18 protein-coding genes are annotated in these 24,328 nt (G+C 61.1%); 9 read left to right on the plus strand and 9 right to left on the minus strand.

Going from position 1 to position 24,328, the window contains the following annotated elements; all coding sequences use genetic code 11:
- Positions 1-65 precede the first annotated feature (65 nt).
- A complete protein-coding gene (locus tag HZ993_RS05915; RefSeq protein WP_209396327.1) occupies positions 66-902 on the minus strand; it encodes a S9 family peptidase in 837 nt (278 codons plus the stop codon).
- 159 nt (positions 903-1,061) lie between these two features.
- Between HZ993_RS05915 and HZ993_RS05920 the strand changes: the two genes are divergently transcribed.
- The gene (locus tag HZ993_RS05920) at positions 1,062-2,087 is read left to right on the plus strand and encodes a GlxA family transcriptional regulator (RefSeq protein WP_209396328.1); all 1,026 of its coding nucleotides are present in this window, start codon (positions 1,062-1,064) and stop codon (positions 2,085-2,087) included.
- 156 nt (positions 2,088-2,243) lie between these two features.
- Positions 2,244-2,486, plus strand: a complete 243-nt coding sequence (locus HZ993_RS05925) for a hypothetical protein (protein WP_209396329.1) — start codon at positions 2,244-2,246, stop codon at positions 2,484-2,486.
- Between the two features lie 48 nt (positions 2,487-2,534).
- On the opposite strand, the gene mdeB is transcribed toward HZ993_RS05925, so the two are convergent.
- Together mdeB and HZ993_RS05935 are read right to left on the minus strand one after the other, a co-directional pair.
- Positions 2,535-5,156, minus strand: a complete 2,622-nt coding sequence (gene mdeB / locus HZ993_RS05930) for an alpha-ketoglutarate dehydrogenase (RefSeq protein WP_209396330.1) — start codon at positions 5,154-5,156, stop codon at positions 2,535-2,537.
- A 183-nt stretch (positions 5,157-5,339) separates the two neighbouring features.
- On the minus strand, positions 5,340-6,590 hold the full coding sequence (locus HZ993_RS05935) for a methionine gamma-lyase (protein ID WP_209396331.1): 1,251 nt from the start codon (positions 6,588-6,590) through the stop codon (positions 5,340-5,342).
- 136 nt (positions 6,591-6,726) lie between these two features.
- Here HZ993_RS05935 and HZ993_RS05940 point away from each other — a divergent pair, with 136 nt between their 5' ends.
- The 4 genes from HZ993_RS05940 (at position 6,727) to HZ993_RS05955 (ending at position 10,828) form a co-directional block, all read left to right on the plus strand.
- On the plus strand, positions 6,727-7,194 hold the full coding sequence (locus HZ993_RS05940) for an Lrp/AsnC family transcriptional regulator (protein ID WP_209396332.1): 468 nt from the start codon (positions 6,727-6,729) through the stop codon (positions 7,192-7,194).
- A 61-nt stretch (positions 7,195-7,255) separates the two neighbouring features.
- A complete protein-coding gene (gene trmB / locus HZ993_RS05945) occupies positions 7,256-8,047 on the plus strand; it encodes a tRNA (guanosine(46)-N7)-methyltransferase TrmB (protein WP_209396333.1) in 792 nt (263 codons plus the stop codon).
- Positions 8,048-8,174: 127 nt separating this feature from the next.
- Positions 8,175-9,095, plus strand: a complete 921-nt coding sequence (locus HZ993_RS05950; protein ID WP_209396334.1) for a pseudouridine synthase — start codon at positions 8,175-8,177, stop codon at positions 9,093-9,095.
- Between the two features lie 110 nt (positions 9,096-9,205).
- The gene (locus tag HZ993_RS05955; RefSeq protein WP_209396335.1) at positions 9,206-10,828 is read left to right on the plus strand and encodes a methyl-accepting chemotaxis protein; all 1,623 of its coding nucleotides are present in this window, start codon (positions 9,206-9,208) and stop codon (positions 10,826-10,828) included.
- Positions 10,829-10,883: 55 nt separating this feature from the next.
- Here HZ993_RS05955 and HZ993_RS05960 read toward each other — a convergent pair whose 3' ends face one another.
- On the minus strand, positions 10,884-12,563 hold the full coding sequence (locus tag HZ993_RS05960; protein WP_209396336.1) for an AMP-binding protein: 1,680 nt from the start codon (positions 12,561-12,563) through the stop codon (positions 10,884-10,886).
- A gap of 170 nt (positions 12,564-12,733) precedes the next feature.
- Here HZ993_RS05960 and dinG point away from each other — a divergent pair, with 170 nt between their 5' ends.
- Positions 12,734-14,887 carry an ATP-dependent DNA helicase DinG gene (gene dinG, locus HZ993_RS05965; protein ID WP_209396337.1) on the plus strand — a complete coding sequence of 718 codons (2,154 nt, stop codon included), beginning with the start codon at positions 12,734-12,736 and terminating at the stop codon, positions 14,885-14,887.
- A 28-nt stretch (positions 14,888-14,915) separates the two neighbouring features.
- Positions 14,916-15,449: a DUF2799 domain-containing protein gene (locus tag HZ993_RS05970; protein WP_209396338.1), complete on the plus strand. Its 534-nt coding sequence runs from the start codon at positions 14,916-14,918 to the stop codon at positions 15,447-15,449.
- Between the two features lie 43 nt (positions 15,450-15,492).
- Here the strand turns inward: HZ993_RS05970 and HZ993_RS05975 are convergent, their stop codons facing one another.
- From HZ993_RS05975 to HZ993_RS05990, 4 genes are all read right to left on the minus strand, one after another.
- Positions 15,493-16,503 carry an adenosine kinase gene (locus tag HZ993_RS05975; protein ID WP_209396339.1) on the minus strand — a complete coding sequence of 337 codons (1,011 nt, stop codon included), beginning with the start codon at positions 16,501-16,503 and terminating at the stop codon, positions 15,493-15,495.
- Positions 16,504-16,612: 109 nt separating this feature from the next.
- A complete protein-coding gene (locus HZ993_RS05980; RefSeq protein WP_209396340.1) occupies positions 16,613-17,389 on the minus strand; it encodes a ferredoxin--NADP reductase in 777 nt (258 codons plus the stop codon).
- Between the two features lie 140 nt (positions 17,390-17,529).
- Entirely contained in the window at positions 17,530-19,833 is a 2,304-nt protein-coding gene (locus HZ993_RS05985; protein ID WP_209396341.1) for an NADP-dependent malic enzyme, read from the minus strand.
- 72 nt (positions 19,834-19,905) lie between these two features.
- Positions 19,906-21,018 carry a 6-phosphofructokinase gene (locus HZ993_RS05990; RefSeq protein WP_209396342.1) on the minus strand — a complete coding sequence of 371 codons (1,113 nt, stop codon included), beginning with the start codon at positions 21,016-21,018 and terminating at the stop codon, positions 19,906-19,908.
- 116 nt (positions 21,019-21,134) lie between these two features.
- Here HZ993_RS05990 and HZ993_RS05995 point away from each other — a divergent pair, with 116 nt between their 5' ends.
- Positions 21,135-21,506, plus strand: coding sequence for a thioredoxin family protein (locus HZ993_RS05995; RefSeq protein ID WP_209396343.1), 372 nt, complete (start codon positions 21,135-21,137; stop codon positions 21,504-21,506).
- Positions 21,507-21,577: 71 nt separating this feature from the next.
- Here HZ993_RS05995 and alaS read toward each other — a convergent pair whose 3' ends face one another.
- Positions 21,578-24,205 carry an alanine--tRNA ligase gene (gene alaS, locus HZ993_RS06000; RefSeq protein ID WP_209396344.1) on the minus strand — a complete coding sequence of 876 codons (2,628 nt, stop codon included), beginning with the start codon at positions 24,203-24,205 and terminating at the stop codon, positions 21,578-21,580.
- Positions 24,206-24,328: the final 123 nt, after the last annotated feature.

The following is a 24,328-nucleotide window of genomic DNA, read 5'->3' on the forward strand; positions in this document are numbered from 1 at the left end:
GCGTGTCGCTACGGCCAAAACCATGCGTTCCTGGCATGAGGTAGCTGCGATCTTTTGACCTACTCTTAGTTGCAGCGCGCTCCACTTTCTGCGCCAAGATGCGCATCCAGGAACCCAATCACCTTTTCGGCGTACGGGACCGGATGCGCTGCAAAGGCATGTGTATGTTCAGCGTTTGGAACTTGCCAGAATTCAGTGTGGGTCTTTTGTTCCAGGGTGCGCCACAACAACTTGCCGTCTTCGACCGGGGTAAATTCATCGGACTCGCCATAAATCAACAAGAGATTTGGGCTGCCCACCAGATGTTCGGCGGCGTAGGTGGGGCGCAAGCTGCGCTCACCGGCGGGATAGAACAATTTGGAAAGCTGAATACCCAACTTCGGAACGGGATAACGACGCCAAAAGTGCAACAGGGTCGGAAACGCAGACTCCAGAACGGCCGCCTTAAAAGGATGATGGGGCTGCGCCATGGCGCACACACTCATGGCCGCCCCCATCGAGGCGCCCAGAACCGCTACCGACAAGTCCGGGTATCGCGCTTGCAAAGCCTGCCCGGCGGCCAGTACGTCCAATGGATAGTCCATGGTGGTCGAGGTGCTTTCACCAAAGCCATTCAAGTCAAACACCATCACGTGGTAGCCAGCCCGACGCAGCATTTCGCTATGCCCGTATTTCATCCAGAAGCCTTTGGCCACGACCCCCATCGGGTGCGACATCAACACCGCACCTTTGACCTTCGCAGTGTGTGCAGGCCCTAACAAGGCAGAAAGAGTAGCCCCGGATTCGCTTGCAATCTGCAATCGCTGCCAATGCTGCCGATCAGCCTGCTCTGGCCAACGCCAGGGTTTGACAAAGCGACCAAAAAAGGGCTTTTTGAACAGTCGATAGGCGGTGTTTTTCATGCGGGAAATCCTTGTCAAGTTGAACGCTCAACGCCAAGACTGACGCGGCGAGCCCGTACTGTAGGCATTGACTTGAACCGCCGCCATCGGCAAAAATGACTAATTTCATGCCATTTTTGCCACGCATCCCCGCTAAACACCCAGACCCATATCCAAACCATGCACATCACGGTATTGATGGCCGATCAATGTTCTGCGACCAGCGTCGCCGCCACCCTGGAATTTTTTGAAACTGCCAACGTGCTGCATCGCCACGCAGGCGGCAAAAATGTCCGAACCCATGTGGACCGGGCCAACTTGTTCAAGGTTAAAACTGCCTCGGTAGACGGCCGGGCCGTCACGTGCACTGGCGGACTTCTATTGACACCCGATAAGGCCTTTGCCGATGTACACAACCCGCAGCTCATCATTGTTCCGGGGTTCATGTTCAATATCTTGGGCGTACTGCCATCGCTGAACACAATGGTTCAATGGTTGCAACAGCAGCATCAACGGGGCAGCTATATCGCCAGCATGTGTACGGGAGCCTTCGTGACCGCCCAGGCAGGATTGTTGGATGGTCGCTGCGCCACGACACACTGGGCCTTTAGTGAGCAGTTTGCCCAACGCTTCCCGCTAGTAAATTTGCAAACCGAGCGCACAGTGACAGAGGACGGCCAAATCATGTGTTCCGGTGGATCCACCAGTGGCACGGATCTATTGCTGCATTTGATTCGAAAATTTGCGTCGCCTCAATTGGCTGCCGAATGCGCAAAGAAGTTACTGGTGGATATTTCTGCGCGCAGCCAGACGCCCTATGCCTGCACTACATTCAAGAAAAATCACACCGACGCTGAAATCTTGCGCATTCAAATCTGGCTGGAAAATCGCATTGGCACCAGCATCACGATGGAGCAGGTAGCGGACGAATTTGGTCTGAGCATTCGCAACTTCATCCGCCGATTTAAAGCGGCAACCGATCAAACCCCTATCCTCTACCTGCAGAACCTGCGGATTGAAAAGGCCAAACATCTACTGGAAAGTAGCCAACTGGCGTTCGACCAGATTACCCAAAAGGTGGGTTATGAAGATGGGAATTCGTTTCGGCGGCTGTTCAAACAGAGGGTAGGTTTGGTACCCAGCACTTACCGCAAGCGGTTTGAGAATGTTCGCAGCGAACAGCCCCTGGAAAGTTCGCCCCTCTGAAGCACTTTTACTCCTGCACTTGAGGGGAAATCGGGCTGAACGTAGTAGAGAACGTCCTGTTGCTCCACCCGCAGCCTCTTTCTGCTTTTGACGCCTAGCCCCTCACCGCTGGGTTAGGATTGACGCTCAGTAAAAAACTTAAAGTTAGGGATCTGTATGTCAGAAGCACGAGATTATCTGGAGATGAGTTATCACTCGATTCAATGCTTTACCAACGATGGCAAGCTGGATGCAAACGAGCTTGGAAAAATTGTTGCAATTGCGGAAAAAGATGGCGTGATTGACTCTAACGAAATCAGAGTCCTGACAAGCATCATTTCGAAAATCAAGCCCCATGAAGTGGACGCGGCCATGCAGCAAAGGCTTGCTGACATCAGTAAGAAGATCGCAAAGGTCTAACTTCTGCGCCAGCGGTGGCCCAAGTGCCGTGGATGCGTCCACCTGCTATCAGGCCACCTGCCCCAACGCCGCCCGCAAAATACTCGCCGCATCCACCCCAAAGTAGCCCCGCAACGCGGCCCGCGTGTCACTGCGGCCAAATCCGTCGGTGCCCAGCGTGAGGTAGCTGCGGTCTGCAGGCAGGAAGGCGCGCACGCTTTCCGGCACGGCGCAGACGTAATCGGTGGCGGCGACGATGGGGCCGGCGCTGCCTTGCAACTGCTGCTCGATAAACGGCACGGGGGCGGTCGCGTCGCCGGCCATTTGGCGTTGCAGGCTGTCGCGGCCATCACGGGCCAGTTCGCTCCAGCTGGTGACGCTGTACACAGTCACCTCTACGCCTTGTGCGGCCAGCAATTGCGCGGCCTTGACCACCTCGGTCAGGATGGCACCAGAGCCCAGCAGCGTAACTACCTTAAGCGATTTGTGGCCATAGCCCCCGTCGGTACTAGCTGAATAGCTACTGAATTTATAGCAACCCTTAACCACATCGGCCTCCGAACCTACAGGCAGGTCGGGCTGGGCGTAGTTCTCGTTCATCAGCGTGACGTAGTAGAAAACGTCTTTCTGCTCGACCAGCATCTCACGCATGCCGTGGTCAACAATGACGGCCATCTCACCGGCAAAGGCCGGGTCGTAAGCCTTGCAATTGGGTATCGTGGCCGCCACCAGGTGACTGCTGCCGTCCTGGTGCTGCAAGCCCTCGCCGCCCAGTGTCGTGCGGCCCGATGTTGCGCCCAGCAGGAAGCCACGCGAACGCTGGTCCGCTGCGGCCCAGATGGCGTCGCCCACACGCTGGAAGCCGAACATGGAGTAGTAGATGTAGAACGGCAGCATGGCCAGGCCGTGCACGCTGTAGCTGGTGGCGGCAGCCGTCCAGCTGGCGATAGCACCGGCCTCGCTGATGCCTTCTTCCAGAATCTGCCCGTCCATGGCTTCGCGGTAGCTCAGCACCGAGCCAATGTCTTCCGGCTCGTAACGCTGGCCTACGCTGGAGTAGATGCCGACCTGCTTGAACAGGTTGGCCATGCCGAAGGTGCGCGCCTCATCGGCGACGATGGGCACGATGCGTGGCCCCAGTTCCTTGTCTTTCAGCAGATTGCCCAGCATGCGCACAAAGGCCATCGTCGTGGACATTTCCTTGCCAGCAGCCGCCGTGGCAAAGGCTGCGTAGCTGGTGAGCGCAGGCACGGGCACAACGTCAGCCGCCGTCTCGCGGCGTGGCAGGTAGCCGCCCAGTTGGGTGCGCTTGGTGTGCAGGTAGCGCATCTCGGCACTGTCGTCTGCGGGTTTGAAGAATTCGAGATTCGCGGCCTGCGCGTCGGTCAGTGGCAGGTTGAAGCGGTTGCGGAATTCGATCAGCGCGGCTTCGTCCAGCTTCTTTTGGCTGTGGGTGGTCATCTTGCCCTGGCCGGCCTGGCCCATGCCATAACCCTTCTTGGTGTGGGCCAGGATCACGGTGGGCTGACCACTGTGTTGCGCGGCCGCGGCATAGGCGGCGTGGATCTTGACGATGTCGTGGCCGCCGCGCTTGAGGCGGTCGATTTGCTCGTCCGTCATGCCCTGGGCCAGTTGCTTCAGCGCTTCGTTCTGGCCGAAGAAACTGTCGCGGTTGAAGCGGCCGTCTTTCGCGGCAAAGGTCTGCATCTGGCCGTCCACGGTGTTGGCAAAGGCCTGCACCAGGGCGCCGGTGGTGTCGCGGGCAAACAGGCCATCCCAGTCGCTGCCCCAGACGAGTTTGATGACGTTCCAGCCTGCGCCGCGAAACAACTTCTCCAGCTCGTCGATGATGCGGCCATTGCCCCGCACCGGGCCGTCCAGGCGCTGCAGGTTGCAGTTGACGACCCAGACCAGGTTGTCCAGCTTTTCGCGGCTTGCGAGCGTCAACGCGCTCATGCTCTCCGGCTCGTCCATCTCGCCATCGCCAAACACGCCCCACACCTTGCGACCGGCGCAGTCCAGCAACTGGCGGTGCGACAGGTAACGCATGAAACGTGCGTGGTAGATGGAGCTGATGGGGCCAATGCCCATGGAGCCCGTGGGGAACTGCCAGAAGTCGGGCATCAGCCAGGGGTGCGGGTAGCTGGACAGGCCGCGGGCACCCTGGTCGGGCGCGGTGATCTCTTGCCGGTAGTGGGCCAGGTCGTTCTCGGTCAACCGCCCTTCCAGAAAGGCCCGCGCATACACGCCTGGTGCACTGTGGGGTTGGAAGAACACCAGGTCACCACTACGTGAACCTTTGAAGAAGTGGTTAAAGCCCACCTCGAACAAATCCGCGGCACTGGCGTAGCTGGCGATGTGTCCACCCAGCTCTCCGTAAGCGCCATTCGCGCGGGCCACCATGGCCAGCGCGTTCCAGCGCATCAGCGACGCCAGTTTTTCCTCAATCGCCAGGTCACCGGGGAAGGTCCCCTGCTGGTCTACGGGGATGGTGTTCACATACGGCGTGGCCAGCTCGGGTGACCAGCCGACCTGCGCCGTGTGCGCCAGGCGCACCAGTTGGTCCAGCACAAACCGCGCGCGCTCGGCGCCGTGGGTGGCAACCACGGACTGGAAGGCTTGTGTCCACTCCGCGGTTTCAGTGGGATCGGCGTCGACAGGGGGCGTGGGGATGTGCGAGGTGGTATTCATGGGCTCTGACTATACAAACGCAGGCACCGAATGTGCTGCCAATCTGCATGTAAAAAGCCAGGCCGTGCAGCACAAAATGCCAAAAAGACAGGGAGCAACAGCAGCATGCGCCCCAAGGTCCGCGGTTACACGGACTTGGGCGCATGGCGGTTACCCTTCCGCGCGCTGGCGCGGGACTACGGTTTAGGCTGGCTGGGCCACCGCAACGCAGCGCAATGCCTGCGTAATATCCGCCACGATGTCTTCGATATCTTCCAGCCCAATGGACAAACGAACCAGGCCTTCGCTGATACCACAGGCCGCGCGCTCTTCGGGCGTGTACGTACTGTGGGTCATGCTGGCTGGGTGTTGGGCCAGCGATTCGGCATCGCCCAGGCTCACGGCGCGGGTCACCAGTTGCAGCGCGTCCATGAAACGCATGCCAGCTTCCATACCACCCTTCAGTTCAAACGCGATCATGCCGCCGAACTGGCGCATCTGGTGCTTGGCCAGTTCATGCTGGGAGAAGCTGGGCAGACCGGGGAAATGCACCACGGCCGTGGCGGGATGGGCTTCCAGCAGCTCGGCCACGGTTTGTGCGCTTTGGCAGTGGCGGTCCATGCGCAGGGACAAGGTTTTCAGGCCACGCATCACCAACTGTGCATCCTGTGCGGACATCACGGCACCGGTCATGTCCTTCAGGCCCACCAGGCGCACCTGCTTGGCCAGTTCGGCGTCGGCAAACACGGCCGCACCCGCGGTCAGGTCACCGTGGCCGCCCAGGTACTTGGTCATGGAATGCACGGACACGTCGGCGCCCAGCAACAGGGGCTGTTGCAGGTAGGGTGTGCAGTAGGTGTTGTCGACGATCAGTTTGGCACCGCCCTGGTGGGCGATGGCTGCCACGGCGGCAATGTCCACCAGGCGCATATTGGGGTTGGCCGGGGTTTCGCAGTAGACCACCTTGGTCTTGGGACCCATGGCCTGGGCCACCTGCTCGGGGTCGGTCATGTCCACGTGGCGCACGGTGACGCCAAAACGGGTCAGGCCGTGGTTCAAAAAGGCAAAGGTGCAGCCATACAGCGTGATGTCGGCCAGCACTTCGTCGCCCTGCTCCAGCATGGACCACATGGTGGCCGTAATCGCGCCCATGCCCGAGCCAAAAACCACGGCACCTGCGCCCTGCTCCAGGCTGGCCAGACGCGCTTCCAGCAGGGCCAGCGTGGGGTTGGAAATGCGGGTGTAGAAGTAACCTGGCTCGGTGCCGGCAAAACAGCGTGCACCGTAGGCGACGTCGGGGAACGCAAAGGTGGACGAGGTGTACAGCGGCGGCACCAGGGCGCCATTGTGGTCGGCCGGGTTGTAGCCCCAATGGATGGCACGGGTGCTGAAACCACCGGCCTTGGGCTTGGCGGCTGGGGGGATAGCGTCGAAGGGCAGGTCGTTGGCTTTCATGGCGGTGTCTCCTATGGGTTTTGTATAGGAGAATTTTTATGCAACCCGGGTGGATAAATTTCGCAAAATTCCAAGCATTCAGCTTTCTTTGGGGTGAAAATTTCCAAATTCACTAGACTGAAGGCAAAATTCACCTATGAAGCCTTTTGACCCCACTGACAAGGCCATTTTGCTGGCCTTGCAGCGTGATGCACGCCAGACCATGGCCGAGTTGGCCGAACACGTTTCCCTGTCGCAGTCGCCGTGCTGGCGCCGCGTACGGCAGTTGGAAGAGTCCGGCGTGATCGAGGGTTACCACGCCGCGCTGAGCCGCAAACACCTAGGCTACGGCGTGACCGGTTTTATCCACTTGCAAATGCAGGACCACACGGCTGAGACCACTGCGGCCTTCGAGCGCGAGGTCATGGCCCTGCCCCAGGTTGTGGCATGCCACAACCTGTCGGGCAACTACGATTACCTGATCGAAGCGGTGGAGGCGGACCTGGAGAGTTTTTCCACCCTGGTGCGCAACAAGATCCGCTGCCTTCCGGGCGTGAAGGAAATTGCGACCAGCTTTTCGCTGAAGGAAGTGAAGGCCTCGGGCAGCCTGCCGGTGGGCACCTGAGCTGCCTACTTACAATGCAGGCCAGTTTGCCGACCCTGCGTTGGCCTCAGAAAGACGACAAATGAGCACCCAACTCCCCCCCAGCGAACCCCTCGAAGCATCCGCCACCGAAGGCCAAACGCCCGCCAAGCCCTTCATGCGCACCATCAAGAGTTTTGTGAAACGCGCCGGCCGCACCACCACCGGTCAGGCCAAGGCGTTTGAAGACCTGGGGCCCAAATTCCTGCTGCCCTACCAGCAAAGTGCTATCAATTTCGAAGCGATATATGCTGATTTCACGGGGGCTACAGCCCAGAATGGCTTAAGCCACTCCCCCATAGTCCTGGAAATCGGATTTGGCATGGGTGAGGCCACGGCCCACATTGCGGGTGTGCTGCCCGACACCCGTTTCCTGTGCTGCGAGGTGCACGAGCCTGGCGTGGGCGCGCTCTTGAAACGCATTGGCGAGCAGAACATCAACAACATCCGCATCTGTGCCCATGACGCGGTGGAGGTCATCGACCACATGCTGCCCGAAAAGAGCCTGGACGGTGTGCACATCTTCTTCCCCGACCCCTGGCACAAGACCAAACACAACAAGCGCCGCCTGATCCAGTCTCCGCTGGTGGCCAAACTGGCGCGCCGGCTCAAGCCGGGTGGCTATCTGCACTGCGCCACCGACTGGGAGCCCTATGCCCAGCAGATTCTGGAAGTGTTGACCGCCGAACCACTGTTGAAAAACCGCGCGCTGGCCTCCAACCCCGAGTTGAATGGCTACGCACCCAAGCCGCACTACCGCCCACTGACCAAGTTTGAGAACCGCGGCATCAAGCTGGGCCACGGTGTGTGGGACCTGGTGTTTGAGCGAATTTAGAAGATGTGCGCCGACAACGGTCAGGACGGCAGCGGGTTTTGCGTAGGTAAAGGAGGAGCCCGCACCGCGGGCGGGGGACACGAAGCAAAACCCGTTGCCGTCCTGACCGTTGGCCCCCACGCAACCCATGGCCCTGCACCGGCCTAACGCGCCCCCCAGCCGAAACGGCGTGGGCGCCAGTTGCGTGGTGCTTCCCGCCGGGCCGTGGTTGACGATGCACGAAGGTCTGGTTGCGCGCTTTCCCGGTGTACCCGCCGCACTCTGGCTGCAACGCCTGCAGGAAGGCGACGTGGTCGATGACCACGGCCAGACCATCAAGCCCGATACGCGGTACGAAGCCGGTCGGCGCCTGTACTACTTTCGCGCGCTGGCCGCCGAGCCCCGCATTCCGTTTGAGGCCACCATACTCTGGCAGGACGAACACCTGTTGGTCGTGGACAAGCCGCATTTTTTGCCGGTTGTGCCTTCGGGCAAGTACCTGCAGGAAACCGTGCTGACCCGCCTGAAAAACGCGCTGGGGATCGATGCACTTTCCCCCATCCACCGCATCGACCGCGACACCGCAGGCCTGGTGCTGTTCTCCAAACAGGTGGCCAGCCGAGGCGCTTACCAGGAGCTGTTTCGCACCCGTCAAGTGGACAAAACCTATGAATGTGTTGCGCCGTGGAACCCGGCTCTGCCCTGGCCACTGCGCCGTGAAAGCCGCATAGTGCCCGCGACCCATTTCATGCAACAAACCGAAGTGGACGGTGCGCCCAATGCGCTGACCCACATCACCCCCATCGAGGTGCTGGGCGGACTGGCCCGCTACGCGCTCAAACCCGTCACCGGCCAACGCCACCAGTTGCGCGTACACATGGCGGCGTTGGGCCTGCCCATCGTGTGGGACGGCATCTACCCGACCCTGACGCCCGAGGGCAGCGCGGACTATGGTCAGCCCCTGCAACTGCTGGCCCAGACCATTGCGTTTACCGACCCCATCACCGGCGCCAGACGCCAGTTCTCCAGCCAGCGCCAACTGCGGCCCTTGGCACTGTTATTGGCCTAAAGCGTGTCGTCTCTGCTCTGAAAAAAGAAGCAGTGACATTTGCCAACAAGCGCCGCACAATGGGCTTGGACACCCGGCTGTTTCAACCAAAAATAACGAGGAGAGCGCCCATGTTCCGTCTGCAGTCCGTCACCATCGCCCAGCGCCTGGGCCTGCTGATTGCCAGCTCCATCTTTGGCATTGTGGTGCTCAGCGCCCTCTTCCTCTGGAGCGAGCGAACGCTTGTCATGGAAGAGCGCCAACTGGGTGTGCGCCAGACGGTGGAGACCGCCCACGGCATGGTGGCGCACTTCCACGCCCAGGTCGCTGCCGGCAAGATGCCCGAGGACGAGGCCAAGCAGCGTGCGCTGGCAGCCCTGAAGGCCTTGCGCTACAGCGGCAATGAGTATTTCTGGGTCAACGACATGAGCCCCAAGATGGTCATGCACCCCATACGCCCCGAACTGGATGGCAAAGACCTGAGTGACAACAAGGACCCCACGGGCCAGCGTCTGTTTGTGGAGTTCGTCAAGGTCGTCAAGGCCCAGGGCGCGGGTTATGTGGCCTACATGTGGCCCAAGCCGGGCAGCGACAAGCCAGTGCAGAAAGCCTCGTATGTCAAAGGATTCGAGCCCTGGGGCTGGATCATCGGGTCGGGTGTGTATGTGGACACCGTCGATACGGCCATTGGCAAACGCCTGCTGAATGCCGGTATGGGCACCGTGGTGCTGGCCGCCATGCTCTTGGGCCTGAGTGTGCTGATCACCCGCAGCATTCTGCGCCAGCTGGGGGGTGAACCTGCCGCCGCAGCCGACCTGACCCACCGCATCGCCCAGGGCGACCTGACGGTGAACATAACACTCAAGCCCAACGACGACTCCAGCCTTTTGCACGCCATCGAAGGCATGCGCGGGAGTTTTGCCGGCATCGTGGGCCAGGTGCGCAGTGGCTCGGAAAGTGTGGCCACGGCCAGTGCCGAAATCGCCCAGGGCAATAACGACCTCTCTGCGCGCACCGAACAACAGGCCAGCGCGCTGGAAGAGACCGCCGCCTCCATGGAAGAGCTGGGCTCCACCGTCAAACAAAACGCCGACAGCGCCCGCCAGGCCAACCAGCTGGCCCAAAGCGCCTCCACCGTGGCGGTCAAAGGGGGCGAAGTTGTGGGTCAGGTGGTGGAGACCATGAAGGGCATCAACGACGCCTCGCGCAAGATCGCCGACATCATCAGCGTCATCGACGGCATTGCCTTCCAGACCAATATCCTGGCCTTGAATGCCGCGGTAGAGGCCGCACGGGCCGGTGAGCAGGGCCGTGGTTTTGCGGTGGTGGCATCCGAAGTGCGGTCCCTCGCGGGGCGCTCGGCCGAAGCCGCCAAGGAGATCAAGCAGTTGATCAACGCCAGCGTGGAGCGTGTGGAAAAGGGCACGGCCCTGGTGGACCAGGCCGGCGAAACCATGACCGAAGTGGTCAGCTCCATCAAGCGTGTGACTGACATCATGGGTGAGATCAGCGCCGCCAGCAATGAGCAGTCTATGGGTGTGTCCCAGGTCGGAGAAGCGGTGACCCAAATGGACCAGGCCACACAACAAAATGCGGCCCTGGTCGAAGAAATGGCCGCTGCCGCCAGCAGCCTCAAGGGTCAGGCGCAGGACCTGGTGCAGGTGGTAGCGGTGTTCAAGCTACGCTCCGACGGCGGTGGCCACAGCGGCCGAACCAGCACACCGGGTGGCTCAGCGCCGCGGCTGCCCCGCTGACACAACCCACCCATAAGAAAAGGCCCCTCGGGGCCTTATTCTTTTTAAGCTAGCTTCAGCTCCACTGCACCTTGTCTTTGCCACCGTACCAGTTGTCCACCTTGGGGGCCACCTCGCCCTCGATGCGGGCACGGCGGATTTTCATGGTGGGGGTCAGGAAGCCGTTTTCGATGGTCCAGGGCTGCTGGGCAATCACGATGAATTGCAGCTTTTCGTGGCCGACCAGATCGGCGTTCACATCCTTCAGCAGTTGGCTCAATTCGGCTTCCACATGTTTGCGGAAGGCAGGGTCTTTCTGCTTGGGCCGCTCGTTTTCGGCCAGCACCACCATCGCATACGCAGCGGGTTGGCCAGGGCCGGAGACCATGCTCATTTCCACCAGCGGGTGGGCGTTCAGACGGTTCTCGATGGGCGCGGGGGCCACGTATTCGCCCTTGGATGTCTTGAACAGCTCCTTGACCCGGCCGGTGATCTTGAGCAGGCCATCGGCACGGCGCTCGCCACGGTCACCGGTGCGGAAGTAACCATCCGACGTGAACACTTCGGCATCCAGATCAGGGCGCTTGTAGTAGCCCACCAATTGGCCGGGGGACTTGATCAGGATCTCGCCCTCTTCACTGATCTTGACCTCTACGCCCGGCAGGGGCAGGCCCACACAACCGGGTGCGTTGACCTCGGGTGTGGAGTTGTGCGAATAGGCAAAGTCTTCCGACATCGCATACCCCTCCACCAGGTTCAGGCCCAGGCGTTGGTACCAGGTGATCAGCTCGGCAGGAATAGGGGCCGATCCGCTGCCGGCCAGCAAGGCCTGGTCCAGGCCCAGGTTCTTCAGCACCTTGCGTTTGACGATGCCGCTCAGGATAGGAATGCTGAGCAGACGGTTGAGCTTTTTGGGCGGCATCTTGGCGAATACGCCCTGCTGGAACTTGAGCCACAGGCGCGGCACCGAGATAAAGGTGGTGGGCCGTGCGCGGTTCAGATCCTTGACAAAGGTGTCCAGCGATTCGGCAAAGAACACATGGGTTTTGCCGTCCACCATGGATGCACACTCCACCCAGGCCCGCTCGAACACGTGGGCCAACGGCAGGTAGGACAGGATGCGGTTGTCTTCGATGTCACCGATGCGCGACTTGATGTCCTTGCTGATGTTTTCACTGACCTTGGTGATGCGCTCAAAACTGTGCATCACGCCTTTGGGTGTGCCGGTGGAGCCGGATGTGTACAGCAGGATCGCAATGTCCTTGCCTTCGCGTGTAACGCGCCCGGTCATGGGTTTGGTGCGCGCCACGATCGCATCCCAGCCTTCGTAGCTGTTCTTGGGTGCCAACGGGAAAGAGATGCAAGGCAGAGATGCGGGCACACCAGGTTTCTGCGCGTCCCAGGTGTCGAGCTTGCCGACAAACAACATGCTGGCGCCGCTGTGCTCCAGAACGTAACTGATAGTCTCTGCGGTCTCGGTGGGGAAGATGGCGACGGTGGTGCAGCCCGCCATCCAGATGGCCAACTCGGCCATGAAGAAATGTGCGCAGTTCTTGGACAGAATGGCTACACGTGCACCAGGCTCCAGGCCTTGCGCCTTGATATGTGCTGCCATGCGGCGGGACTGATCCAGGGTTTGTTTCCAGGTGTAGTCAATGACCTGGTCGTTGCCGATGGGCTGGGTCAAATAAACCCGGTCTGCCAGCTTGGCCTCGTGATCAAAAACGTAGTCCAGAATCAGTTTGGGTTTAGCCACCGCATATCTCCTTATTGGTTAGGACTACAGAATACTCCATTACATGCCCCAAACTGCTGTTAAAAGACTCTAAACTCTTTAAGCGTTAATCCCTATGGCATGGCCCCGCCGCTGCCCTCTTTTTGCGCCCTGCGCACACCCGTGTCCCTTGTTCTTCTGGATGGAATTGTTTGAGCTCTGACCGATTGGCCGACCTGTCCCTGGCGGCTTTTGAAAAAGTAGTGGGCGCAACACCCGGTTTCCGGCCCCGCCTGGGCCAGCACGAGATGGCCGCCTGTGTGGCCGCCACCCTGGCACAGGCCGACCTGGGTGAACACCCCACACCGACCAAGGCCATTGCCGTCATACAGGCCGGCACCGGCGTGGGCAAGTCGGCCGCCTATGCGTCCACCGCCGTTGCCTTGGCGCTGGAGCGCAAGACCCGCGTGCTGATCTCCACCGCCACTGTGGCACTGCAAGAGCAGCTGATGAGCAAGGACTTGCCCGCGCTGGCCCAGACCATGGACAAGCCCTTCGTTTTTGCACTGGCCAAAGGCCGCGGCCGGTACGTGTGCAAGCTCAAGCTGGAGCGCCTGGTGGGCAACGGCGGCACGGCAGACGATTTGTTTGATGCCGACAACGATGCACCTGCGCCGCAGAAGTTTGGGTCGGTGCTGTCGCAGGAAGAGGCTGAAGAGCGGCGCATCCATTTGTACGAATCCATGGCCACGCTCTTGGCCACCAACAGTTGGGACGGTGACCGCGACACACTGGCCGACGCACCCGACCCGCGCGACTGGTCCACCGTGGCCGCCGAGCGCCACACCTGCACCGTGCGGCACTGCCCGCGCTTTCGTGACTGCAGCTACTACGAGGCCCGCACGCGCCTGGCCGAGGCCAATGTGATCGTCGCCAACCACGACCTGGTTCTGGCATCACTAGGCATGAAGACGCTGCCCGACCTGGACAACTGCTTGGTGATCTTCGACGAAGGCCACCACCTGCCCGCCGTGGCGCTGGACCAGTTTTCCAGCAGCATGGACATGAGCAACCTGCGCTGGCTGGACAAGCTGCCCAAAATCGTGGCCGAGGTCAGCAGTGCGCTGCACCTGCACGCCGGTGAAGACGTGGCCACCGTCACCAGCCAACTCAAGGGCGCGTTGACCCAACTGGCCCGCATGGCCATGGATCTGGTGTGGGGACAGACTGGCCAGAACGCCGATGACGGGGGCAAGGACGGCACACTGCGCTTTGCGCACGGCGTATTGCCAGAAGCGCTGACCGAACCCGTGTCCCAAATCCACGCACAGTCGTTAGGCCTGTCCAAGGCCCTGGAAGCTCTGGGCCTGGAGGTAAAGGCCGTTGCCAAGGAAGACCCCAGCCAGGCGACGCTGTGTGCGCAGCTCTACGCCAAGATGGGTGCACTGGCGCCACGCCTGAATGGTGTGGTGTCCACGGCCAGCCTGCTGCTGGAGCACGGCCCCCAACCCTTGGCCAAATGGCTGCAGGCCGAGAGTGAACACGGCTACCTGACCATGACCGCCCACGCCTGCCCCATCGTGCCCGGTGACCTGTTGCGCCAGTTCCTGTGGAGCCAGGTGCGCGGTGCGGTGTTGACATCGGCGTCGCTGACCAGCTGCGGCAGTTTTGATTATTTTCTGCACGAGGCAGGGCTCATCAATAACCCCAACGTACAGGCGCTGGAAGTGGCCAGCCCCTTTGACTACAACCGCCAAGGCCTGCTGACCGTGGTCCACACCACGGCCGACCCCAAACAGGCCGACGCCTACACCCGCGAGATGGTGGCTGAGCTGATGAAGGACCTGACCCAGGTCGAGACCGGCGCCCTGGTGCTGTTCACGTCCCGTGCGCAAATGCGCGTAGCCACCGACGCCCTGCCCGCATCGCTGATGGAAGTGGTGCTGGTGCAGGGCACGCAATCCCGCGCTCGCCTGCTGGCCAGCCATATGGCGCGCGTGGAGGCCGGGTTTCCTTCCGTCATCTTTGGCATGCAATCGTTTGGTGAAGGGCTGGACCTGCCCGGCAAGTTATGCGACACCGTGTTCATCACCAAGCTGCCGTTTGCCCCGCCGTCTGAGCCGGTAGACGAGGCCCGTGCCGAATGGCTGCGCAGCGTGGGGCGTGACCCGTTCAACGAACTGGTGATACCCGCCACCGGTATCAAGCTGCTGCAGTGGACCGGCCGCGCCATCCGCACCGAAGATGACCATGCCGCCGTCATTTGTTACGACAAACGTTTGACCCAGACTGCTTACGGCAAACGCATGCTCAACGGCCTGCCGCCTTACCGGGTGGAACAGCGCAAGAGCCGCGGTATTATTTGAGCCCCATCCTCGCCCCCAAGAACCCGCCATGAAAAAGCTGACCGCCTTGTTACTGCTGGTGTCCTCCCTGCTAGTGGGCTGCGAATCGATGTCGCCCACCGAATGCAAAGTTGCCGATTGGGGCCGGGTCGGCCATGCAGATGGCACGCGGGGAGAAAGTGACCGCCGCATAGCCGACTACACCGAAGACTGTGGCAAGGTCGGCGTTGTGCCCAATGCGCAGCTTTACCGTTATGGTTGGGACCAGGGCATTGTGAACTTCTGCACACCCGCCAACGGCTGGCGTGAAGGCATTGCTGGCAACTCCGGCAAGGCATCGGTCTGCCAGGGCCAGGCGGGGTACCCGGGTTTCGCGCGCTACCTGGACGCCGGCTTGCAGGTGCACAACACGCAGTCACAGATGCAGCGCAACGCACGCGAATCCGAACGCCTGCAGCGGCGCCTGGAAGAATCCAAGAGTGATGAAGAGAAGAAAAATATCCGCAACGAGTTGCGCCACATCGACCGCGAACAGTTCCGCCTGCGCAACCAGCTGACCCAGCAGCAGATGCTGGGGCCCTGAGGGCAGCCCAGTACCCGCAGTGACAAGCCGCGGGGCTTTTCGTTTAGGCGGTATGGCGCGCGAAACTGGCCTTGATCTCGGCCATCGTATCCAGGCTTAAGCGATTACCGTACTGGGTCACCACGCGGCCCGCGGCCTGATTGGCCAGCCAAGCCGCTTGGGCATGGCTGTGGCCATGCGTCACCGCGTATAAAAAGGCTCCGGCAAACATGTCCCCTGCCCCATTCGTATCCTTGGCGACCACATTGGCTGCCGGCACGGCGGTGCTTTGCCCACCTTCCAGCACCAGACAACCCTTGGCACCACGTGTCAGGCACACCGTGCGGGCCCGTTTGGCCAGTTGGGCGCAATTGGCGTCCAGGACTTTGGAATTGCACCAGACCTGGGCTTCTTCTTCGTTGCAGAACAGGTAGTCCAGACCGTCACCCAGCATGGCCTCCAGGCCTGCACGGCAGAAGTTGATCATGCTCATGTCGCTCAGCGTTGCGGCCAGGGCCACACCCGCTTCTTTGGCAACCGCACGGCCTTTAAGCGCAGCATCCAGCCCCGTGGGGGACGCGGCCAAATAACCTTCCATGTAATACACCTTGGAACGTTTGATGTCCTCTGGCTGCAAAGAGGTATGGTCAATGTCTGCGGTGGCGCCCAGAAAGGTGCTCATGCTGCGCTCGGCATCGGGCGTGACCATGACCATGCAGCTACCGGTCTGGCCGGCGGGCGACTGGCTATTCGTCAGGTTGCTGGCGACACCATTGGCGACCAGGTCGTCGCGGTAAAAGGCGCCCAATTCGTCATCTGCCACGCGGCAGGAATAAAACGCCTTGCCACCCAGCTGGGCCAGCGCTACGACTGTATTGCCGGCCGAGCCGCCACCCGTGCGGCGCGCGTGCAGGCCCTGCACCTGGGACTGCAAATAGGCCTTGCGGTCGGCATCGATCAGCGTCATGTGCCGCTTCTCAACCCCCATGGTCTCCAACTGCGCATCGCTCACTTCGTATTCAGAATCCACCAAAGCGTTGCCAATGGCGTAGAGGTCGTAATGTGTAGTCGTCATGCGGAGGGCGGGCAAAAAAAGTTAACGGCCCCGTAGGGCCGCAGAAAAAGCGTGGCTAGGCCAGGGAAGTAGCGAGTATCGCGCGGTTTCAGCGAACTGGGCGCGTGATTTACTGCTCGACGAACGCGCGCTCGACGACGTAATCGCCCGGCGTGGTGGTACTGCCCTCCACAAAACCACGGGCATCCAATAACTCGCGCATGTCCTTGTTTAGCGCCGGGCTGCCGCAGATCATGATGCGGTCACGTGATGGATCGAGCTTGGGCAGGCCCAAATCTGCCTCCAGCTTGCCGCTGGCGATCAGATCGGTGGCGCGGCCACGGTTCTTGAAAGGCTCGCGCGTCACACTGGGGTAGTACAGCAACTGCGCCTTGGCGAATTCACCGAGGAACTCGTTATTGGGCAGGTCGATATTGATGAAGTCGGCATAAGCCAGCTCCTCCACTTGGCGCACGCCGTGGAACAGGATCACTTTTTCGTACTTCTCGTACGTGGCCGGGTCGCGGATCAGGCACAGGAACGGAGCCAGGCCGGTGCCGGTGCCGATCAGGTAAAGGTTTTTGCCGGGCAACAGGTAGTCAATCAGCAGCGTGCCCGTGGGCTTACGGCCAACCACAATCTTGTCACCGACCTTGATGTGCTGCAGGCGCGACGTCAGTGGACCGTCCTGCACCTTGATGCTGAAAAACTCCAGGTGTTCTTCGTAGTTGGCGCTGACGATGCTGTAGGCACGCAACAGCGGCTTGCCGTTTTCCTGGCGCAGACCAATCATCGTGAAGTGCCCATTGGAGAAGCGCAGAGACTGGTCACGGGTCGTGGTAAAGCTGAACAGGCGGTCTGTCCAGTGGTGGACGCTCAATACGGTTTCTTCCTGGAATGCACTCATGGGTACCCTTGCAATGTGTCAAAACAACGAATTCGGGAAAACCCTTTAGTGTAAATCTTTGAAAAGCCCCTTCTGTCACTCGCATGACTGAAAAGGCCTTCGCTTATACAAACTTGTAATTTGCAAGACCACTTTTCAATCTAAGCAAACGCCGCCGCATTGGCCACCGCCAACGCCGTCATATTCACCACCCGCCGCACGGTAGCCGATGGTGTGAGGATATGCGCCGATGCCGCTGCACCCAGCAGGATGGGCCCCACGGTCACGCCATTGCCCGCCGTCATCTTCAGCACGTTGAACAAGATATTGGCCGAGTCCAGGTTCGGGCAGATCAACAAATTGGCTTCGCCATGCAAGGTTGTATCCGCCAATGCCGAGCGGCGCACGGTCTCGGACAGGGCTGCGTCACCCTGCATCTCGCCATCACACTCAATATCCGGCGCCATCTTGGTAAACAGCTCGCGCGCCAGGCGCATCTTGCGGGCGGATGGACGGTCGGAGGAGCCAAAATTGGAGTGCGACAAAAACGCCACCTTGGGCGGCAGACCGAAGCGACTGACCTCCTGCGCCGCCATCAGCGCGATGCTGGCCAGTTGCTCAGCGGTGGGGTCTTCGTTGACATACGTGTCGGCGATGAACAGTGCATATTTCTCCAGCATCAGCGCGTTCATGGCGGCCAGACCAGGCGCATCGGCACGCAGGCCGATGATGTCGCGCACGTGCCCCAGGTGCACGTCGTAACGCCCCACCATGCCGCACAACATGGCGTCGGCGTGGCCCAGCTTGACGGACAACGCGGCAATCGTGGTGTTGGAGCGGCGCACTGCCGCCTTGGCTGCTTCTTGTGTGATGCCGTGGCGGCCCATGAGCTTGTGGTACAGCTCCCAGTACTGGCGGAAGCGGGGGTCGTCTTCGGGGTTGACGCAGTCCGCGTCACGCCCGATCTGCAGGCGCAAACCTGCCTTGGCCAGGCGCGCCTGGATGACTGCGGGCCGGCCGATCAGGATCGGATAGGCCAGGCCCTCGTCCACCGCCACCTGGGCGGCGCGCAGCACACGCTCATCTTCACCTTCTGCGAAAGCCACCCGTTTGGCGGCGGGCAACACGGCCTTGGCGGCGCTGAATACCGGGCGCATGAACATGCCGGTCTGGTAGACAAAGCGTGACAGTTGCTGGCGATAGGCCTCCATGTCGGCAATAGGCCGGGCCGCCACGCCAGAGTCTGCAGCGGCTTGCGCCACGGCGGGCGCAATGCGCAGAATCAGGCGCGAGTCAAACGGTGTGGGAATCAGATAGTCGGGTCCAAACACCAACTCCTTGCCGGCATAGGCATTGGCCACTTCTTCGCTGATGTCGGCCTTGGCCAGGTCGGCAATCTGGCGTACGCAGGCCAGCTTCATGGCCTCGGTGATCTTGGTCGCACCGCAGTCCAGCGCGCCACGGAAGATGTAGGGAAAACACAGGACGTTGTTGACCTGGTTGGGGTAGTCGGAGCGGCCGGTGGCGATGATGCAGTCTGGCCGTGCGGCCTTGGCCAGCTCGGGGCGGATCTCGGGCTCGGGGTTGGCCAGCGCCAGGATGATGGGCTTGTCGGCCATGGTCTTGACCATCTCCACGGTCAGCACACCGGCGGTGGAGCAGCCCAGGAACACGTCGGCACCGTTCACCACATCGGCCAGCGTGCGGGCGGACGTGTTCTGCGCAAAACGCGCCTTGGACTCGTCGTAACCACCGGGGCGGCCTTCGTAAATAACGCCCTTGGAATCACAGGCAAACACGTTCTCCACCCGCACACCTAAGCCCACCATCACGCCCAGGCATGCCAGCGCCGCAGCACCTGCGCCCGACACCGCCACCTTGACATCTTCAATGCGTTTGCCAACGAGCTCCAAGCCGTTGATCAAGGCTGCCGACGAGATGATGGCTGTGCCATGCTGATCGTCGTGGAAGACCGGAATGCCCATGCGTTCGCTGAGTTTCTTCTCGATGTAGAAGCACTCGGGCGCCTTGATGTCTTCCAGGTTGATGCCGCCCAGCGTGGGTTCCATGGCGGCAATGATGTCCACCAGTTTGTCGGGGTCGTTCTCGGCCAGTTCGATGTCAAACACGTCGATGCCGGCAAATTTTTTGAACAAACAGCCCTTGCCTTCCATGACCGGTTTGCCGGCCAATGGGCCGATATTGCCCAGGCCCAGCACAGCCGTGCCGTTGGTGATGACACCCACCAGGTTGCCGCGCGACGTGTACTCCACCGCCAGCGAGGGATCAGCCTGGATGTCCAGGCAGGGATAGGCGACGCCGGGTGAATAGGCCAGCGACAGATCGCGCTGGTTGGACAGCGGCTTGGTGGGTGTGACAGAAATTTTGCCGCGGGTGGGCGTGCGGTGGTATTCGCGGGCGGCTTCGCGCAGGGCTTGTTCGGCGGGGGACAGTTCGTGGCTCATGGTTTTTATTCTCCGGGGTATCGGTAATCGGTAGTCGGGTTCTGGGGTCAGGGCTGGTACTGCGAGTGGGTACTAGTCGCCCATGCAAATGCCAACATCGCGCGCGGTTTGCAGCGTGTCGCCATCCAGTGGCACGGCCTTCATGCGGCCGGCCACGTCGTGTAGGGGTACGTAATTTACATTGGGAAAGGCCAGCGCCACCATGACGCCGGTCTCACCTTCTTCCAGTGCGCGCACGGCAGCCGCGCCGAAACGCAGGGCCGCCAGGCGGTCAAAGGCCGTGGGGCTGCCGCCGCGCAACAAATGGCCCAGCACCACCACACGGGTGTCTTTGCCGGTGCGCGCCTGCAAGGCATTGGCCACCTGCTCGCCCATGCCGCCCAGACGTTCGGCATGGCCGGCCTCGGCAGGTTGCAGCACATGGGCATGGCCATCACGCGGCGCGGCGCCCTCGGCCACTACCACGATGGAGTAGGTTTGGCCATAGGCGTCGCGTGCCTGGATGTGCTCTGCCAGTCGGTCAACGTCAAAAGGGATCTCGGGAATCAGGATGCCATGGGCGTTGCCGGCAATACCGGCATGCAGCGCAATCCAGCCGGCATAACGGCCCATGACCTCCACCACCATGACGCGCTGGTGGCTCTGGGCCGTGCTGTGCAGGCGGTCCAGACACTCGGTGGCAAAGCCCACCGCGGAGTCAAAACCAAAGGTGGTCATGGTTTTGTCCAGGTCGTTATCTATGGTCTTGGGCACACCCACCACGCGCAGGCCCTTCTGGTGCAGGGCGTTGGCAATGGTCAGCGAACCATCACCGCCCACGGACACCAGGGCATCGATGCCGTGTTCGGCAAAGTAAGCCACCAGCTCATCCGAGCGGTCCTTCTCACCCAGGGTTCCATCCGGCAGACGGGTCTGGCAATGGAAGGGGTCACCCTTGTTGGTGGTGCCCAGGATGGTGCCGCCCTGGTGGGCGATGCCACGCACCAGGTCGCGGGTCAGGCGGACCACGCCGCCTGCCGGGTAGCGCTCCGGGAACAGGACGCCGTTGAATCCGTCGCGTATGCCCAGACATTCCCAGCCCCGGCGGATGGCCGCAATGGTCACCGCGCGGATCACTGCGTTCAGGCCCGGCGCATCCCCGCCTCCGGTGCAGATGGCAATGCGGCGAATGGGGGACACGGGCATGCAGACGACTCCAGCTCAAATACTGGATTATGGTCACGCTTGGGCCCATATGCCATGCAAGTTGGGGATGAGGTCATACCGGGGATTTACGGGTAGCGATCTGCGATCATTGGGCCATGCAGACTTCCAATTCCACTCCACAGGCCTCACCCCCCATGCTGGTGGCCTGCCTGTGTGCCGACTGGTGCGGCACCTGCCGCGACTACCAAACCAAGTTTGAACAGCTCCAGGCGCAATTCCCTGGCGTGCGCTTCGTCTGGATTGATGTGGAAGACGAGTCCGAGCTGGTAGACCCGATTGAGGTGGAGAACTTCCCCACCCTGCTGATGGCCAGCCGGGAGCGGGTGTATTTTTTTGGCACGGTTTTGCCGCACCTGGAAACCCTGCAGCGGCTGGTAGAAACACAACTGGCACCCGGCGCACCTGCCAAGGCGCAAGAGCCCATGGTCGCGGCGCTGGCCCAGCGCCTGTGGGCCAAGACTCTTTAAGCCAAATTGGCCTCTAGCCCCCGTCGGATATAACGGTACCGCTATCTATTCGATAGCATCCCGCTACACCATCAGAGTTTGGAAGCCACCCAGGCCTGCACGCTGGCCAGCGCTGCGGGCAGCTTGGCGGGCTCGGTGCCGCCGGCCATGGCCATGTCGGCCTTGCCGCCGCCCTTGCCGCCCACTTGCGCGGCGATAAAGTTGACCAGCTCCCCGGCCTTGACCTTGGCAGTCGTGTCTGGAGTCACGCCGACCGCGATCTGCACCTTGTCGCCATCCACCACACCCAGCACCACCACGGCGGTCTTGAGCTTGTCTTTGAGCTTGTCCATGGTGTCGCGCAGGGTTTTGACATCGGCACCGTCCAGCTTGGCGACCAGCAGCTTGATACCACCGCCAATATCCACGGCCTGGCTCAACATTTCGTCGCCCTGGGCGGAGGCCAGCTTGCCCTTGAGGGCGGCGACTTCCTTCTCCAGCGCCTTGACGTGGTCCATCACATGGCCCAGCTTGGTCCCCAACTCAGCCACGGGGGCTTTCAGCGTGGCGGCGGCAGTGCCCAAAGTGTCTTCCAGGTCTTGCAGGTAAGACAGCGCATTCACGCCGGTCACGGCTTCTACCCGGCGCACACCAGCAGCCACACCACTTTCGGCCACGATCTTGAACAGGCCGATGTCGCCGGTGGCTTTAACGTGGATTCCACCGCACAGCTCGCGGCTGGAGCCAATGTCCAGCACACGCACGGTTTCGCCATACTTCTCGCCGAACAGCATCATGGCGCCGGTCTTCTGGGCCGATTCGATGTCCATCACGCGGGCTTGTGCGGCGGCGTTGGACAAAATTTCAGCATTCACGCGGTTCTCGATCTCACGGACCTGCGCATCGGTCACCGGTGCGTTGTGCGCAAAGTCAAAACGGGTGCGCTCGGCATTCACCAGCGAACCCTTTTGTTGCACGTGCTCGCCCAGCACTTCGCGCAGGGCCTTGTGCATCAAGTGGGTGGCGCTGTGGTTGCGCACGGTGGCGGCGCGAATGGAAGCGTCCACATGGGCGGTGACGGCGTCGCCGACCTTCAGCGCGCCGGTCTTCAGCGTGCCGTGGTGGCCGAATACATCGGCCTTGATTTTTTGGGTGTCGCCCACTTCAAACAGGCCACTGTCGGAGAACACTGCGCCCTCGTCGCCAGCCTGACCACCGCTCTCGGAATAGAAGGGGGTGGAGTCCAGCACCACAACACCGTTTTGGCCAGCCTTGAGTTCGGACACGGGTGTGCCATCGGCGTACAGCGCGACGATTTTGGCGGCTTGCGTCAGCTGGTCGTAACCGACAAAAGTGTTGCCAGCGCCGGTGTACTCCAGCGCCTTGTCCATCTTGAACTTGCCGGCAGCGCGGCCTGCGGCCTTTTGTTTGTCCATGGCGGCGTCAAAACCGGCTTCGTCCACCGTGACGTCGTTTTCACGGGCCACGTCGTTCGTCAAGTCCAACGGGAAGCCATAGGTGTCGTGCAGCTTGAAGGCCACATCGCCGGGCAGCACTTTGACACCGCCAGCCAGGGCTCCGTCGAGGATTTCCATGCCGGTCGCCAGGGTTTCAAAGAAGCGCTCTTCTTCGACGCGCAGTACATCGGTAATACGCTTCTCTTGCGAGGCCAGATTGGGATATGCCGCACCCATCACCTTGACCAGATCGGCCACCAGCTTGTGGAAAAACGGCGTCTTCTTGCCCAGCTTGTAACCATGGCGGATGGCGCGGCGCACGATGCGGCGTTGCACGTAGCCACGGCCTTCATTGCTGGGCAACACACCGTCGCTGACCAGGAAGGCGGTGGCGCGGATGTGGTCGGCAATCACGCGCAGGGATTTATTGTCCAGATCGGTACAACCAGTTTCGCGGGCGGCGGCCTTGATCAGTGCGTCGAACAGGTCGATCTCGTAGTTGCTGTGCACGTGCTGCAGGATGGCGGCCAGGCGCTCCAGGCCCATGCCGGTGTCCACGCAGGGGGCGGGCAGCTTGTTCAGGCTGCCGTCGGGCTGCATGTCGAACTGCATGAACACGTGGTTCCAGATTTCGATGAAGCGGTCGCCGTCTTCACCAGGGCTGCCGGGTGGGCCGCCGGGGATGTGGTCGCCGTGGTCGTAAAAGATCTCCGAGCAGGGGCCGCAAGGGCCGGTGTCGGCCATCATCCAGAAGTTGTCGCTCTTGTACTTGCCGCCCTTGTTGTCACCAATGCGGATCACGCGCTCGGGCGGCAGGCCGATTTCTTTGGTCCAGATGTCGTAGGCCTCGTCATCGTCGATATAAACGGTTGCGGTCAGCTTCTCGGGCGGCAGCTTGTAGACGGTGGTCAGCAGCTCCCAGCCCCACTTCAGCGAATCACGCTTGAAGTAGTCGCCAAAGCTCCAGTTACCCAGCATCTCGAAGAAGGTGTGGTGGCGGGCGGTGTAGCCCACGTTTTCCAGATCGTTGTGTTTGCCACCGGCCCGCAGACAGGCTTGTACGGAGGCTGCGCGCACGTAGGAGCGCTTGTCGGTGCCCAAAAACACGTCCTTGAACTGCACCATGCCCGAGTTGGTAAACATCAACGTGGGGTCGTTGCCAGGCACCAGCGGGCTGCTGGCCACCACGGTGTGGCCTTTGGAGGCGAAGAAGTCGAGGAAAGACTTGCGGATTTCGGCGACGTTCATTACAGCTTGGGTCATGGCGTGGGCTCGTTCAACTACAGACAAAAAAGGGGAATCGAAAGCCTTCTATTATCGCTGCGACTGGCGGGCTTAGTCCCAAGCTTAGCCTTGGGGCGAGGGCCGGGTGTTGCGAAGTTGACT

It is taken from the genome of Rhodoferax sp. AJA081-3 (genome assembly GCF_017798165.1).
GTDB lineage: Bacteria > Pseudomonadota > Gammaproteobacteria > Burkholderiales > Burkholderiaceae_C > Allorhodoferax.

What these genes read in the sequence shown, in the direction of transcription:
- HZ993_RS05915 (WP_209396327.1), bottom strand. Translation starts at nt 902, where the DNA reads ATGAAAAACACCGCCTATCGACTGTTCAAAAAGCCCTTTTTTGGTCGC.
- HZ993_RS05920 (WP_209396328.1), top strand. Translation starts at nt 1,062, where the DNA reads ATGCACATCACGGTATTGATGGCCGATCAATGTTCTGCGACCAGCGTC.
- HZ993_RS05925 (WP_209396329.1), top strand. Translation starts at nt 2,244, where the DNA reads ATGTCAGAAGCACGAGATTATCTGGAGATGAGTTATCACTCGATTCAA.
- mdeB (WP_209396330.1), bottom strand. Translation starts at nt 5,156, where the DNA reads ATGAATACCACCTCGCACATCCCCACGCCCCCTGTCGACGCCGATCCC.
- HZ993_RS05935 (WP_209396331.1), bottom strand. Translation starts at nt 6,590, where the DNA reads ATGAAAGCCAACGACCTGCCCTTCGACGCTATCCCCCCAGCCGCCAAG.
- HZ993_RS05940 (WP_209396332.1), top strand. Translation starts at nt 6,727, where the DNA reads ATGAAGCCTTTTGACCCCACTGACAAGGCCATTTTGCTGGCCTTGCAG.
- trmB (WP_209396333.1), top strand. Translation starts at nt 7,256, where the DNA reads ATGAGCACCCAACTCCCCCCCAGCGAACCCCTCGAAGCATCCGCCACC.
- HZ993_RS05950 (WP_209396334.1), top strand. Translation starts at nt 8,175, where the DNA reads ATGGCCCTGCACCGGCCTAACGCGCCCCCCAGCCGAAACGGCGTGGGC.
- HZ993_RS05955 (WP_209396335.1), top strand. Translation starts at nt 9,206, where the DNA reads ATGTTCCGTCTGCAGTCCGTCACCATCGCCCAGCGCCTGGGCCTGCTG.
- HZ993_RS05970 (WP_209396338.1), top strand. Translation starts at nt 14,916, where the DNA reads ATGAAAAAGCTGACCGCCTTGTTACTGCTGGTGTCCTCCCTGCTAGTG.
- HZ993_RS05975 (WP_209396339.1), bottom strand. Translation starts at nt 16,503, where the DNA reads ATGACGACTACACATTACGACCTCTACGCCATTGGCAACGCTTTGGTG.
- HZ993_RS05980 (WP_209396340.1), bottom strand. Translation starts at nt 17,389, where the DNA reads ATGAGTGCATTCCAGGAAGAAACCGTATTGAGCGTCCACCACTGGACA.
- HZ993_RS05985 (WP_209396341.1), bottom strand. Translation starts at nt 19,833, where the DNA reads ATGAGCCACGAACTGTCCCCCGCCGAACAAGCCCTGCGCGAAGCCGCC.
- HZ993_RS05990 (WP_209396342.1), bottom strand. Translation starts at nt 21,018, where the DNA reads ATGCCCGTGTCCCCCATTCGCCGCATTGCCATCTGCACCGGAGGCGGG.
- HZ993_RS05995 (WP_209396343.1), top strand. Translation starts at nt 21,135, where the DNA reads ATGCAGACTTCCAATTCCACTCCACAGGCCTCACCCCCCATGCTGGTG.
- alaS (WP_209396344.1), bottom strand. Translation starts at nt 24,205, where the DNA reads ATGACCCAAGCTGTAATGAACGTCGCCGAAATCCGCAAGTCTTTCCTC.